This is a genomic window from Georgenia subflava (genome assembly GCF_009193155.1).
GTDB lineage: Bacteria > Actinomycetota > Actinomycetes > Actinomycetales > Actinomycetaceae > Georgenia > Georgenia subflava.
The window spans coordinates 362,515-376,701 of sequence record NZ_VUKD01000001.1; the positions used below are offsets into that span (position 1 = coordinate 362,515).

The following is a 14,187-nucleotide window of genomic DNA, read 5'->3' on the forward strand; positions in this document are numbered from 1 at the left end:
GCTGTCAGCCGACCAGGAACTCGTGCTCGTGAGCCATCTCGTCGGTGACCGGGTTCGTCAGGAGACCGATCTGGTCGATCTCGACCTCGCACACGTCACCGGGCAGCATCCAGACCGGTGGCCGGCGCGATGCTCCTACGCCGCCGGGCGTGCCGGTGGCGATGACGTCGCCGGGCTGCAACCGTGCCCATTGCGAGCAGTAGGCGATCACCTCGGCCACGCCGAAGATCAGATCTCCGAGGCGCGCCTCCTGGACCACAGCCCCGTTCAGCCTGGTGCGGAGGACGAGGTCACTGATATCGCCGACCTCGTCCGGTGTGACCACGGCGGGGCCGAAAGCAGCGCTGCTGGGGAAGGTCTTGCCGGCGGTGAAGTGGTTGGCGGAGCTCCCGTAGTCGCGCACCGTGGCGTCGTTGAAGACCGAGTAGCCGAAGACGTGGTCGAGGGCGTCGTCCACCGGGATGTCGCTGCCTCCCGCCCCGACGACGATCGCCAGCTCACCCTCGAAGTCGAAGTTCGAGCTGCGTCGCGGGACGCGCAGTCCTTCGCCGTCGCCGACAAGGGTGTCGTTGAACCGTGAGAAGACGACGGGGTGGTCCGGCAGGACGTGCGCGTCACCGGCCGGCGCGTCGTACCGGAGACTGCGGTTGTCGGGGTAGTTGTACCCGACGCACAGGACCTTGCTCGGGTCGGGTACCGGCGGCAGCAGCCTCACTCCACCGGCATCGATCCGGGGCGCTCCACGCTCGAGCTCTGCGAGCTCGTCGGGCCGGGCCCCGGCGATCGCACTTCGGAGGCTGTCGAAGGTGCTCGCGGCCCCGTGGTCCACGATCTCCCCCTCACGGGAGAGGGTGCCCCACGAACGGCCGCCACGGTGCTCGAAGGTCACGAACCTCACGGCACCGGTCCGATTCCTGCGGGCGCCAGGTACACCGACTCGATGCTGAGGGTGAGTGGTCCCTCGGCGAGCGAGCGCTCCCGTACCTCCTGCCACTCGGGGTCCGCCCGGAAGGCGGCCCAGCTCTGCTCGGGGTCGCCCTCGTGAGCGACGAGGTAGACCAGCCGGTCGGGTCGGTCGCGATCGGTCCAGTATGCGACGCTGCGGATGCCGTGGCGTTCGAACAGCCCGATGGTGTGCTCCCGGAACCGGGCGAGCAGGTCGTCCATCCTGCCCGGTGCGGCGACGTAGGTTCGCAGCTCGTGCTCCATCAAGCACCACCGGTCTCTCTCGCGACCAGGAGGTGCGCAGCCTCCCGGGCGCTCATCCCGACTGTGACGCCGGCGTCGCGAGCAAGGTCGTTCATCGCGCTGATCACGCCGTCCGCCCACGTGCTCTTGCCGTCACCCATGCGCGCCGTCTGCGCCGAGACCGCGGCGCCGGCGATTCCGGCGTCGTTCGCGGGCTCCAGCGCGGTCAGCCCGGAGTCGTTCTTGCCGACCCCGCCGTCGGAGCAGATGAAGCCGTACGGGCGGAACCCGACGATGTACTCGACGACGCTGCGACCGGTGTGCCCGGCAGTGCAGAGCACGTTGGTGTCCTTGTCCTCGGGCAGGGCGTCTGCGATGGAGTTGGTGACCACGACGTTGTGCCCGCCCGGCCCCTCCTCGACGACCTGACGGTTGTATGGGTCAGGGGGCGGCAGCTCGCCGTCCACGGCGAGCATCCTCGCCGCTGCCTCCTGAACGCTCTGGCCCGGCTCGATCCCGAGCACCGATGCGGCCCCGTTGACGCGGGAGATGACGCCCTCCTCCCAGAGCTCGCGGCCGTTGCCGAGCTCGACGGTCATGATGTCGGCCGCCGCGGCGGGGACGCCGAGGGCCTCGAAGTACCAGAGTCCCGCGATGCCGGCCCCGTCCTTGCCGATGCCGCAGTCGATGCCGATCGTCCCGAGCGGGTTCGTCTCCTGGAGCAGGCGCGCGCAGTAGACCCCGGCGTAGGAGGCGTTGACGACCACGTCCTGCCCGGGCACGCCGCCACCGGCGGCGGCGTGGCGGTGCGAGTGGGTGGCGGAGTCGAGGACCACGACACGGCGCCCGTCCTGCTGCTCCGGGAAGAAGCGCCCCGGCACGTCCTGGTCCGTCACGAGTGCCTCGCTCACCACTGCTCCATCGCTCATGCCGTCTGTTCCCTTCGTCTGTGTTTCGTGGTCGACCCACACGAAGTCGTCCATGTCTCCCGGGGTCTTGATGTAGAAGAACTCGGCCGGGCTCCCGGACCGGTTCGACGTCTGATGAACCACCCCCGGCGGTGCGACCGCGACCTCACCGGGCCGGAGCTCGTGCACCGTGCCGCCGATCGAGATGGTGATCGTGCCGAGAGTGCACACGAACACCTCCGTGACCTCACGGTGATAGTGCGCCCGGAACGTCTCACCGGCCGCGAACACCGCGACACCGGCGGTCGCTCCCTGTCCGTGCAGGTAGCGCAGGGCGGTGTCCGTCGCGACTGCCTCAGCCACGGCGTGACCCAGCCGGGAGGTGGACCTGACCGTCGACCACGACGACCGAGGTGTCGACGATGTACATACGCATCCGGTCCATGAAGTTGCCTGCATCATCGGCCGCCTCGCGTGCGACGTCGCTGGCGAGCGCGGCCTCAAGGTCCTCGCGGCTGTCGAAGGTGAGCTCTGAGATGCCGTCCACGTCAGCCTCCGGGGCAGGTACGTCACCACGCGTCACGGTGCCGACGGTCAGGTGCTGCTCGTAGGAGACGAGGTTCGGGAAGCGCACGGCGATCGGTGCGTGCACGTTGCGCCAGTAGTCGGTGAACTCCTCGACCGTCGTCCCGGTCTTGCGAGTGAGCAGGGTGAGTGCGCGGACAGTCATCGGACACCTCCGCGAGCGGCGGTGGGCTGTGCCGAGGACGAGGGGAGCCAGTCGGTCGTGGCGCGCACGAACGGGTAGTCGGGGCCGGGCAGCGGCTCGCCGACGAGCGGGTCGATCCTCAGTCGGGTGAGCCTCAGGTGACTGATCAGCCAGGTGTCACCGACCCGCCGGTACTCCTCCTCGTAGTGCCCGTAGCCGCGGATCCCCCACTGGCCCGGGAGGCTGACGCCGAGATAGGCGCGCTCGCCGGGTGGCCACGTGAGGTAGTCGTACATGGCCCAGACCCCACGCACCCGGTCACCGTCGATGGGCTCGAGCTCGGGCATGAACCCGTAGTGGACCGAGGTGATGTCGGAGCCGCCGAGGTTGCGCGAGATGTTGTCGATGAAGTCCTCGGGCGTCGGCGCGGCGGCCCAGAGACCGTCGAACGTGGCGTCGTCGGTGAACAGGCCACGGAGGGCGTCCCACTGCTTGGTGTCGATGAACCGGAAGTAGCGGGCCTTCAGCCGCTTGATCGTCTCGAGATCGTCGGCGGTGGGTTGTGTCATCGCTTGTCCTTTCATGGCGGTCATCGGGCGGTGTACCCGCCGTCGATCACAAGTTCCGTACCGGTGACGAACTTCGACTCGTCCGAGGCGAGGTAGAGCACGCCGTAGGCGATGTCCTCGGGGTCTCCGCGTCGGCCCAGCGGGTGCGCGGCGATGAGGTTCTCGAGGTACTGCTCCGCGCCACCGGGCTGGCCCGCGGCCACCTCGTCGCTGAGCGGGGTGGCAATCGACCCCGGGTGGAGCGAGTTGACCCGGATGCCGTCCTTGGCATAGGTGACGGCGTCTGCCTTGGCCATGAGTCGGACGGCACCCTTGGTCGCGTGGTAGAGCGGGACGCCCGCTCCTCCGACGATGCCGTTGATCGAGGAGACGTTGACGACGCTGCCGCCCTCGCCCCGGGCGAGCATGGCCGTCACGGCGTGCTTGGTGCAGAGCCAGGTCCCGCGCACGTTCACCGCGAAGACCCTGTCGAACTCGTCCTGCGTCGCCTGGTGGGCGGGCCCGCGCGGACCGGTGATACCGGCGTTGTTCACCACGACGTCGAGGCGTCCGGCCTCGCGGACGATCGAGTCGACGGCCTGCTCGACCTGTGCCTCCTCGGTGACATCCACGGGTAGATAGGTGATGCCCCGATCGGGCCAGTCCGCCAGGTCGTCCGGTAGCTGGTCCGCGAGGTCGAGCGCGTAGACCGTCGCTCCTTCCTCGGCCAGCAGCTCGCACACCGATCGGCCGATGCCGCCGGTCGCGCCGGTGACGACGGCGACCTTTCCTGCTACTCGTCCCATGTCGTTCCCTCACTCGTGCGATCTCAGGGCCGGCTCTTCCCTGCCGAAGAGCCGGCCCGGGGGTGACTACTCCGGTCCGAAAGCCAGATCCGGTAGCCAGGTGACAAGGTCGGGCACTGCCATCAGCACGATGATCGTGGCGAACTCGGCGACGATGAACGGCACCACCGCCCGGAAGACTCCTTCCGGCGTCATCCCCTTCATGCTGCCCGCCACCACGAAGACGTTCAGGCCGACGGGCGGGGTGATCAGACCGATCTCGATGGCCTTCACGACGAGGATGCCGAACCAGACTCCGTCCACTCCCATCGCGTCGATGACGGGATAGACGAGCGGGATCGTGATGACCAGGATCGAGAAGGAGTCCAGGAAGCACCCGAGGACGACCATCACTGCCAACGTCACGCAGATGATCAGCGTGGGTGAGAGGTTGGCGTCGACGATGGCACGTGCCATCTCCGAGGGCAGACCGGTCCGTACGAGGAAGTACGCGAAGACGCCTCCGCCGATGAGCAACGCGAAGATCATCGAGTTGAGCGACGTGGTGTCGAACAGCGACTCCTTGAACGCACCCGGCAGCTCGCGCCAGCGGTCGCGGTACCGGATGAACAGCATCACGACCGCGATGAAGGCAGCCACCGCACCGGACTCCGTCGCCGTGAAGAGACCGGAGTACATGCCGCCCATCACGATGATCATGAGGCCGGCGGTGTAGACCGCGCCGATCATGTTTCGCTTGGTCACCGGCTGGCGTGCCGGGATGCGGGGGCCGCCGTCGTCCGAGCCTCCGGTGGCGGTGCCACCGGCCGTCCCCGTCGTCGGCGCTCCCGCACCCACGAGGGCCTTCTCGTTCGTACGGGCAAGGGCCGGCTCGGCGAAGAACCCGCGCTTGTACAGGATGACCGTTGCGGTCGAGTAGGCCAGCATCGTCACGGCACCGGGGATGAAGCCGCCCATGAGGAGCCGTCCGATGGACTCGCCGGTGAGCGCGGCGTACACCACGAGGATGACGCTCGGCGGGATCAGCACTCCGAGCGTGCCGCCGGCGGCGACCAGCGCGCCTGCGGCGTTCGCACGGTAGCCGTGCCGGGTCATCTGCTTGATGGCGATGCGCCCCACGGTGGCGACCGTCGCGACGGAGGATCCGGTGACGGCTGCGAAACCGCCGCAAGCAAGGATGGTGGCGATCCCGAGGCCGCCGGGCAGCCGGCCGACGAGCTTCTCGGCCACTGCGAAGACGTCTTCGGCCACTCCCGCCTTGGCGGCGACGATGCCCATGAGGATGAACATCGGGATGATGACCAAGCTGTAGGACGCCACCGTCGTGAACGGGACGGACCCTAGCGTGTCGGTCGCGATCCCGGTGCCGCTCAGCATGATCAGGCCGATGCCCCCGGATGCCCCGAGCGCCAGCCAGATGGGCTGCTCGAACAGGACGAACGCCAGCAGGATGACGACCGCGATGATCACGACGGCGATGACTGCAACGCTCATGAGCGCGCCCCCTTCAGGGAGAAGTTCTGGTCACAGGTGGACATCGATGTCCTCCGTCCGCTCGGAGTCCTGCTCTTCCTCGTCGCGCGCGACAGCAACGAGTCCGCGGATGAACTGCAGGAGGAAGAGGAACAGCCCGATGGGCACGAGGATGCGAGCCGGCCAGACCGGCACTCGGACCAGGCCGAAACGGAACTCGTTGGCCTGGACGGAGTCGATGGCCATGATCGCCGAGGCGTAGACCATGGCGACGACGATGAGGACGGCGACAGATCCGGCCGCGACGCGCACGGTCCGGTTGACCCGGCCGTGGAGGTGCGACGTCAGCACCGACGTGCTGACGTGGGCGCCGGCGACCTGTGCCCCGGCGATCCCGAGGAAGACACAGGCGACCAGTACGACCTCGCTGTACTCGATCGTGCCGCCGAGCCCTCGGCCGGTGAGCTTGCGCAGGGTCACGTCGATGACGGTCATGAGCATCAGTGCGATGACACCGACGCCACCGAGAGCTCCGAGCCCGTGCGTGATTCGGTCGACGATCTTCACGACACACCTCTCAGGATGGAAAGCGGACGAACGTGCGACTCGCGGGTCATCGGTTCGCGCACCGCTTCATGCCGGTCTCGAGCTCACCCGGGTTCTCCTCGACGAGCTTTGAGTAGGTGGAGTAGAACGCCTCAGCATCGCCGCCCGCCTGCTCGACGTCGGACTTCCACATGTCGATGAGGCTCTCGCCCACGACGTCGCGCCACTGCTGCTTGTCCTCGTCGGACCAGATCGTGACTCCGCCGCCGGCGTCGATGTGCGCCTGGCACGACTCGTCCTCGACCTCGGTGAGTCGCTCGCGGTACTCGGCGTGGTAGGCCTCGATCCCGTCCTCGAGGACCTGGCGCTGCTCGTCGGACAGGGACTCCCACGCGTCCTGGTTCATGAAGATGACGTTCATCGTGTAGACGCCGATGCCGGTGTCGGTGATGTGTGGTGCGACCTCGTGGAGGCTGAGCGAGGGAGCCGTGTCGAGGAGCATGGTGGTGTATCCCTCGACGAGGCCTCGCTGGATGGCCTCGTAGACCTCGCCGATCTGGAGCGCCACGGCGTTCCCGCCGGCCGCGTCGACCGCGTTGGCGGTGTACCCGGTCGCTCGGACCTGCTGGCCGGCGAGCGACTCGAAGTCCGGCAGCGGCTCGGCCGTGGCATAGATCGATGCCGGCGTACCTGTGAACGTCAGGACGTGGACGCCGTTGCCCTGCCACTCCCCGTTGAAGGCCTCGTCGTCCTCGTACATCGTGTTGAGGGCCGTCTCGACGGCCTCCCAGTCCTCGGTCTGGAACGGCACTGTGGCGGCCTGGCTGAGCGGGAGCTCGCCCGGCGTGTACTGGACAGTCATGTAGCCGATGTCGGACCTGCCCTGGGCGACGCCCGACAGCATCTCGTCGGCACCCAGCAGTGCGCCCTCCCAGAACGTCTCGACGCTGAGGCCGCTCTCCTCGTCCTCGCTGATCTCCTCGAACATGGACTTCATGGCCGCGCCCTGCGGCGTCGTCGGCCCGAGGAAGGAGGCGAACTGCAGGTCCGCCGTCCCACCGGCACCGGAGCCACCCTGTGCCCCCTCGACGCCCGAGCACGCCCCGAGCGCGAGCGCGCCCGTGAGCGTGACGGCACCGATAGCGAGGTTGCGGCGGCTGTTCGTGAACTTTCGCATGCTGACTCCTTTGTCGCGGCGCGGAGGGTGCGCCTGTCGGGGGTGGTGCTGGTATGGCGGGTCGGGATGTGCTGGTGGCACGTGGCCCGTAGGGGGTTGTCGGTTCAGTGGTGGGCAGTGGCGTCGGTGAGCTCGCCTGAAGGCTCGGATTCTGCTCGTCGGAAGCCGGCCAGCGTCGCGTCGTCCACGTCCGGCAGGTTGACGACGAGGTTGTCGGGAGTCCGGGTGGTGAGCCAGTGAAGGTCTTCAGTGACGCTCATGTTCGCCTCGACGTGGGGCATGTGCGGCGGGACGAAGACCCAGTCACCCTCGTAGAGGTCGATGTACTCCGCGTAGGCCTCACCGAAGTAGATCCGGCCGTGGCCGCTCAGCACGTAGCCTCCCGTCTCGGCCTCGCCATGGTGGTGGGGCAGCGACCGGAACCCGGGCTCGTTCGAGACCCTGCCGAACCAGATCTTGGTGGCCGGGGTGTGCTGGATGCTGACCCCGGAGACACGCACAGCACCGCCGGACTGCCCCGTGCGGTCGTGCTCCTCTCCTCGTCGGGTCACGACGGGGACGTCGTCATACGCCATCGAAAGGCTCCTCTGCTTCGTAGTTGCAACGCGTGGTTGGTTTGGCGCGGAACCGAGGTTCACGCGCGCCGGCTGGTGGCAAGTGGGATTGCTCGTCTGTATTCAGCGGGCACGCGGGCACCCCTGGACCGGGGTCAGGCGCCCATGACGGCGGCGGGGAGGGGCTGCTGCGCGTCCTCGGTGACTGTCCGGCCGGCGAGGTAGCCCATGGTCATCCCGGGCCCGAGCGTCGCCCCGGCTCCGGCATACCCGCCGCCCATCGGGTGGGCGGTCGTGTTGCCGGCGGCGTACAGACCGGGGATGACGTTGTCGTCGACGTCGAGGGCGCGGGCCCGGCCGTCGGTGACGATGCCACCGCAGGTCCCGAAGGCCCCGGGAACGATCTCGACGGCGTAGTACGGGCCACGTTCCAGCGGTGCCAGGCACGGGTTCGGCAGCCCGCGCTCGTCGTCGCCCCAGTAGCGGTCGTAGGCGTTGTCGCCGCGACGCCGCTCGAGGTCCTCCCCGCTTCGCGCGTAACCGTTGAACCGTTCGACCGTCGCCTGGAGCTCCGCTGACGGGATGCCCAGCCGGTCGGCCAGCCCGGTGAGCGTCCCGGCCGACTGGATCCACCCGGGGAGGTCCTGGCCGGACCGGTGACTGAGGAAGCCGTACCGCTCCAGGTAGTCCTCGTCGAAGACGATGTAGGCGGGCAGGTGCTCGGGCTCATGGGTGACCGGGTCGTGGCCGAAGAAGGCGCGGGTGAGGTCGTTGTAGTTCTGCGACTCGTTGACGAACCGGCGGCCGTTCTTGTCGACGATGATGCTGCCCGGCCCCTGGCGCTCGAAGCGAAGGAGCGTTCCCGCCTGACGCCCGTCGTGCTGGTCCCCCGGAACTACTGCCATCGGCGACCAGAACGCCTCACGCAGGTTGCCGAGCTTCGCTCCGACCCGCTGTCCCATGCGCAGTCCGTCGCCGGTGTTGTTGGGCGGGCTGCACCGGGCGTGGATGGGCCCGGCCAGGGTCTGCTTGACGAGGTTCTCGTCCCACTCGAAGCCGCCGCACGCGAGCACGACGCCCTGCCTGGCGGAGATCCTCGCACCGTCGGCGGTGGAGACGCCGGCGATGCGGCCGTCGTGGACCTCGAGTCGTGTGGCGCGGGCCTCGGTCACGAGCGTGACACCGAGGTCCGCGGCCGTCTTCACCAGGGGTGCCACCACGGCCTGACCGCGGGAGGCGAGGCCGGCCTCCTGCCGGCGCTCAAGCTCGTCCCACGGGAAACGGGTGAAAGCAACCCACTGCTCGTACTCCTGCATCGAGAAGGGCAGTCTGGTGTCGGGGCGGACGGCTTCGCGCAGCGGGCCGAGCTCGTTCAGGTCGAAGAACTTCGGGTCGAGCGATCGCCCGCCGGGCACCGAGCCGGCGAGGTCCGGCCGGTAGTCCGGGTAGTCGTCGACGGAGCTGAACTCGAGCTCGCACTCGTCCTGGAGGAAGTGGATCATCTCGGGGCCGTGGTCGACGAACGACGCCAGCACCTCTTCGCTGGTGTGCCCCTTGGTGATGGTCCGCAGGTAGCGGAGCGCGTCTTCGCGGTCGTCGCCCAGTCCACGCTCGAGCATGTAGTGGTTCGCAGGGACCCAGAGGGTGCCACCGGAGATGGCCGACGTGCCGCCGAGCAGCGCAGAGCGCTCGAGGACGACGACATCGCTACCGTTCTTCGCGGCCGCGATGGCGGCGAGCAGACCGGCCGCCCCGGACCCCACGACGACGACGTCGTAGGTGTCCTGCTCTTCTGCGTTCCAGAACTTCATCCGTCAGCTCCCTTGCCGAGTTCAAGACGACTCCGAAGAGAATGACCACCCCTGTGCGGGGTGCCAAGAATCTCTCCTTGCCCGTCCTGCACGGCGGTACGAAGAGCCACGCACACCAGGAGTGTGTCCCGCTGTGCGGGACAGTTCCGCTACCTGGGTAGGCCGTTGGTCCCGCGCGCCGGCGCCGGCCGCGTGCTAGGCACACGTCGGCGGCGGAGTGAGAGCGAGCATGGCGAAGCCCCTCCGGAAACACCGGAGGGGCTTCGGGCGATCGGCGTGCGGCTGTGCCGGCACGCGCTCTGGGTCAGCGGATGTCGAGCTCGATGTCGGCGATGTCCTGGTCCTCGAGATTGACGACGATGTTGTCCGGCGTACGGGTCGTCAGCCAGATCAGGTCCTCCGTCGCGCTCGCGTTGCCCTCGATGTGCGGCACGAAGGGCGGCACGTAGACGAAGTCGCCCTCTTCCAGGTACTCGACCGTCTCGTACCGCTCCCCGTAGCGGATGAAACCGCGGCCCTGCAGGACGTATCCGCCCGTCTCGGCCTCACCGTGGTGGTGGGCGTCGGACACCTCGCCCACCTTCGTGACGACCCGTCCGTACCACAGGCCTTCCACCTCGGAGTTCTCCTTGGCCACACCCGAGAGACGCAGCGCGTTGAGCGTCTGGCCGGGTGCCGCCTCGAGTGCGTCCTTGCGGTTGACCTTCAGCTGCTTGAGCTCGGTCTTGATCATGCGTCCTCCTGTGTTGACTCCGCCCCCGTCGCCAGGTGCTGTCCCGAGATCCCGACAGCTGTCCGGGATCTCCCAGGAGGATGCGGCATGCCCGTGCCGACGCCAATGGGCGCGCGGTCCACGTCCCGCTGCCCGGTACGACGGCCATACGCCCCGAGAAGTTGTCCCGCGGTGCGGGTCAGCCACGACGTATCGGCGAGCGTTCGGACAGCCCCGTTCGCGACTCCATGTTCGTCGCGCTTGTCGTTTCCGTAGGCTTCGCGCGAACACTGCCTGGTGACGGCCGCGGCGCGGCACGTCGTCAGATGCCCCGCACCTCGTCTGTCAGGCGTCGCGCGCTGCGGGGGCGGTGACCTGCTCGGTGACGGCGACGTTGACGAGCTCGCCGATCCCGTCGATCGCCGTCGTGAGTGTCTGACCGGCCTGGAGATAACGGCCGGGCTCGCGCGCGTGCCCGACCCCGCCCGGGGTTCCGGTCGCGATCACGTCGCCCGGCTTGAGGGTGACGATCGTGGAGATGTACTGCACCAGCGCGACGGTGCCGAAGACGAGGTCGTCGATCCCGGTGCGCTGCACCTCCTCGCCGTCCAGGCGGGTGACGAGCTGGGCGCCGTCGGGAATCTCGTCACCGGTGACCATCACCGGGCCGAGCGGCGTGCTGTTCTCCCAGGTCTTGCCCTGGAACCACTGCGTGCTGCGGTACTGGTAGTCGCGCGCAGTGACGTCGTTGAGCACCGAGTACCCGGCGATGGCCGCGGCCGCCTGCTCGGCATCCGCCCGGCGGACGGTCTGGCCGATGATCACCGCGAGCTCTCCCTCCCAGTCGATCTTGTCCGACTCCGGCGGGAGCTGGATCTCGTCGCGCGGTCCGATCAGCGCCTCCGGGTACTTCGCGAAGAGCGTCGGATGCTCGGGCAGCTCACGACCCATCTCCAGGATGTGGTTGCGGTAGTTCAGGCCGACGCACACGATCTTTCCCGGGGCGACGACCACCGGGGCGAGGTCGGCCGAGTCCAGGTCGTGCGCCGCACCGGTCGCACCGGCGACCGCAGTCAGGTCGCCACGGCGCAGGAGATCACCGACGTCGGCGAAACCCTCCAGCTCGACGGCGGTGTCACCGTCAACTCGGGCGGCAACGGTCTTTCCGCCGGTCAGGCGAATGGTGGTGAGCTTCATCGGTTGCCTCCATCGGCACGCACGGGTAAGGACGCCCCTGACGGGGCGTCTGAATGGGCAGCTTGCTGCGGCTACTTTGTCGGAGTCACGACCAGCACGTCACAGATCAACCAGTCCTCGGACCAGCGCGGCCGACAGTGCCGGGCTGAGCGGCAGTCGCGGGATGAGCGTCGCCTGGAGGGCGTGGTAGACGTCCGGCTTGCCGGACCAGGTCTTGGCACTGGGACCGTTGGTGGGACTGAGCTCGTGGATCCACGCACCGGGACGCTCGATGTGGTGGACGGCGGCGTGGTCCCACCAGGTGCGGTACCAGTCGTCGTACTCGGTCTCGCCGGTGGCGCGGTGCAGGGCGGCGGCAGCGGCGACGGCCTCGGTGACCACCCAGTGCATGCGCTCGCGCACCACCGGGATGCCGTCGAAGTCGACGGTGTAGACGAACCCGTCGGCGCCGTCGACGGCCCAGCCCTCGGCCGCGCCCGCGGCGAAGAGCTGCCGCGCGCCGTCGAGCATCCACTCCCCCGCCGCGCGGCCCCGCCTGGTGAGAGCGTCCCGGGCCTGCAGGGTCAGCCGCGCCCACTCGAACCAGTGGCCCACCGTGGCGCCGAAGGGCCGGAAGGGGTGCGCCGGCTCGTCCTTGTTGTACTCCGGCAGCGGCGCCCAGTCCGGGGTGAAGTGCTCGGGGATGCGCCAGGACGAGCCACGGGCGAAACCGTCGACGACCCGCTCGACGATCCGTACCGCCATGTCGAGCCAGGCGTCGTCACCGGTCACGTCGGCGGTGGCCAGGTACGCCTCGACGGTGTGCATGTTGGCGTTGACGCCGCGGTAGTCCTCGCACTCGGTGAAGGTCCGGTCCCAGCCCTCGACGACCATGCCCTCGTCCTCGCGCCAGAAGTGCTCGAGCGAGACCGCCTGGGCGCGGGCGAGGAGCCGGTCCGCGCCGGGACGGCCGGCCGCCGTCGCCGAGGAGGTGGCCAGCAGGACGAAGGCGTGCGGGTAGGCCTCCTTGCGTTCCGCCGTCGCGCCGTGGGGCCCGACGGCGGCGAACCAGCCGCCGTGCTCGGGGTCGGCGAAGACCTCGGTCAGGGCCTGCAGCCCGTGGTCGACGAGCGGGGCGCAGCCGGGACGGCCGAGCAGTGCGCCCAGGGCGAAGACGTGGGTCATCCGGCAGGTGAGCCAGAGCTCCGAGCCACGGGCAGGGTCGACCCGGCCGTCGGCGTCGAGGTAGCCGAAGCCCTGATCGGTGCGGGAGCCACGCGCGAACTCGAGGAGCGCGTCGGTCTCCTGCTCGAGCCAGCGGGAGTGCGCGGGATTGCCCAGCCATGTCGCCGTCGTCATCGGGACCCGTCCTTGTCGTTGATCGGCCGTCGATCGTGGTGGGCGCCTGCCCCGGCCACCCGGGTCAGCGTATCGATCCGGGTCAGCCGGCCCGCAGCTGCCAGGCAGTGACCGTGACGGCGCCGCCGGTGATGTCGGTGTCGACCTGGACCATCTGCCGCTCGGCGCCGTGGTAGGCGGCGATGTGCAGCCAGCCGGCACCCTCCCGACCGGCGGTCGACATTGCGCCCCAACCGAGAGTGGTCCGCGCGTGGCTGCCGGGCGCGATCTCGATCCTGACGGGACCGGCGTCATCATTGAGCATGGTGCCGCCGTGGTCGATGCGGACGTCGAGGGCGCTCGTCACCGGGTCGCTGAAGGCGATGTCCGGGTAGCTCTCGAGGACGCAGGCGGCGTCGGAGACGTTGGTGGCGGTGACCGTCATGGCCCGGCTGCCCAGGGCCGGCTCCACCGGCGAGGCCGCGAACTCCAGCTGGCCCGTGGTGCACCACAGCGGGTCGATCTGCCACTCACCCAGCGCGACCGGTGGGACCGGGGTGCCGGTCGGAGCCGGTTCGGGCTCCGCTGTCCCGGTCGGGATCGCGGCCTGGCGGGCGGCGTCGGCCTGCGGGGCGGCGATGAGCAGGCCGACCGCGGCGACCACGAGGACGGCGGCGGCGGGCACCGCAGATGCTCTGCGTCTGTGTGCGGGTCGGGAGCCGTCTTGACGCATGTCCAGGGCGAGAGCCAGCAACGCCGGTGCCCAGCCCCAGACCAGGCCCCAGTGCGCGACACCGACCAGGTGCTCGCTCGCCAGGCCGAACGGGACTGATCGCTCCCGAAGGGCGACGACCAGCTCGGCGAGCACTGGGATCGCTGCCACGACGCTGCCGGCAGCCACGGCGCAGAACCAGTAGGCCGCGAGCGCCGTCGGCCCGGTGCCCGGCTGCGGGCTGCGGCGACGGACCAGACTCAGGATCACGGCGTACGCGGCAGCGACCGCGACGCAGGACAGTCCGGCCATGACCACGCCCCAAGGCGCCGGGGCGGTCAGCTCCCCGACCGGGATCGTCTCCGGGGCCACGAGGGACAGCATGTGACGGACCGGTCCGGACAGGGTCCGCCGGCCGGCGTACTCCAGGCCGGCGCTGCCCAGCCAGAGCGCGGCGGCGAGGAGAGCGGGTGCCCAGGCTCGAAGAAGGCGCACCTGCTGAGGTTATCCGTCCGTCTCGGTGCGGTCC

At 69.3% G+C, this 14,187-nt stretch carries 15 protein-coding genes; all 15 read right to left on the bottom strand.

Annotated features, from left to right (window positions below):
- Positions 1 to 4 precede the first annotated feature (4 nt).
- A complete protein-coding gene (locus tag GD748_RS01645; RefSeq protein ID WP_152193462.1) occupies positions 5 to 898 on the bottom strand; it encodes a fumarylacetoacetate hydrolase family protein in 894 nt (297 codons plus the stop codon).
- Positions 895 to 1,209 carry an NIPSNAP family protein gene (locus GD748_RS01650; RefSeq protein ID WP_152193463.1) on the bottom strand — a complete coding sequence of 105 codons (315 nt, stop codon included), beginning with the start codon at positions 1,207 to 1,209 and terminating at the stop codon, positions 895 to 897. Before GD748_RS01650 ends, GD748_RS01645 begins: the two co-directional genes overlap by 4 nt.
- Complete coding sequence (locus tag GD748_RS01655) at positions 1,209 to 2,459, bottom strand: cupin domain-containing protein (RefSeq protein WP_193312770.1); 1,251 nt, start codon at positions 2,457 to 2,459, stop codon at positions 1,209 to 1,211. Before GD748_RS01655 ends, GD748_RS01650 begins: the two co-directional genes overlap by 1 nt.
- Complete coding sequence (locus tag GD748_RS01660; protein ID WP_152193465.1) at positions 2,452 to 2,826, bottom strand: EthD domain-containing protein; 375 nt, start codon at positions 2,824 to 2,826, stop codon at positions 2,452 to 2,454. The genes GD748_RS01655 and GD748_RS01660 overlap by 8 nt, the downstream gene beginning before the upstream one ends.
- Entirely contained in the window at positions 2,823 to 3,374 is a 552-nt protein-coding gene (locus tag GD748_RS01665; protein ID WP_193312771.1) for a nuclear transport factor 2 family protein, read from the bottom strand. Before GD748_RS01665 ends, GD748_RS01660 begins: the two co-directional genes overlap by 4 nt.
- A gap of 20 nt (positions 3,375 to 3,394) precedes the next feature.
- The gene (locus GD748_RS01670) at positions 3,395 to 4,159 is read right to left on the bottom strand and encodes an SDR family NAD(P)-dependent oxidoreductase (protein WP_152193467.1); all 765 of its coding nucleotides are present in this window, start codon (positions 4,157 to 4,159) and stop codon (positions 3,395 to 3,397) included.
- A gap of 66 nt (positions 4,160 to 4,225) precedes the next feature.
- A complete protein-coding gene (locus GD748_RS01675; RefSeq protein ID WP_152193468.1) occupies positions 4,226 to 5,653 on the bottom strand; it encodes a TRAP transporter large permease in 1,428 nt (475 codons plus the stop codon).
- Between the two features lie 30 nt (positions 5,654 to 5,683).
- The gene (locus GD748_RS01680) at positions 5,684 to 6,199 is read right to left on the bottom strand and encodes a TRAP transporter small permease subunit (protein ID WP_152193469.1); all 516 of its coding nucleotides are present in this window, start codon (positions 6,197 to 6,199) and stop codon (positions 5,684 to 5,686) included.
- A gap of 46 nt (positions 6,200 to 6,245) precedes the next feature.
- Positions 6,246 to 7,355: a TRAP transporter substrate-binding protein DctP gene (dctP, locus tag GD748_RS01685; protein WP_152193470.1), complete on the bottom strand. Its 1,110-nt coding sequence runs from the start codon at positions 7,353 to 7,355 to the stop codon at positions 6,246 to 6,248.
- Between the two features lie 104 nt (positions 7,356 to 7,459).
- On the bottom strand, positions 7,460 to 7,930 hold the full coding sequence (locus GD748_RS01690; protein ID WP_152193471.1) for a cupin domain-containing protein: 471 nt from the start codon (positions 7,928 to 7,930) through the stop codon (positions 7,460 to 7,462).
- 134 nt (positions 7,931 to 8,064) lie between these two features.
- Entirely contained in the window at positions 8,065 to 9,720 is a 1,656-nt protein-coding gene (locus GD748_RS01695; protein WP_152193472.1) for an FAD-dependent oxidoreductase, read from the bottom strand.
- Between the two features lie 304 nt (positions 9,721 to 10,024).
- Entirely contained in the window at positions 10,025 to 10,453 is a 429-nt protein-coding gene (locus GD748_RS01700) for a cupin domain-containing protein (protein WP_152193473.1), read from the bottom strand.
- Between the two features lie 324 nt (positions 10,454 to 10,777).
- Complete coding sequence (locus GD748_RS01705; protein ID WP_152193474.1) at positions 10,778 to 11,629, bottom strand: fumarylacetoacetate hydrolase family protein; 852 nt, start codon at positions 11,627 to 11,629, stop codon at positions 10,778 to 10,780.
- Between the two features lie 99 nt (positions 11,630 to 11,728).
- Complete coding sequence (locus GD748_RS01710; protein ID WP_152193475.1) at positions 11,729 to 12,967, bottom strand: AGE family epimerase/isomerase; 1,239 nt, start codon at positions 12,965 to 12,967, stop codon at positions 11,729 to 11,731.
- 82 nt (positions 12,968 to 13,049) lie between these two features.
- A complete protein-coding gene (locus tag GD748_RS01715) occupies positions 13,050 to 14,153 on the bottom strand; it encodes a DUF4232 domain-containing protein (protein ID WP_152193476.1) in 1,104 nt (367 codons plus the stop codon).
- Positions 14,154 to 14,187: the final 34 nt, after the last annotated feature.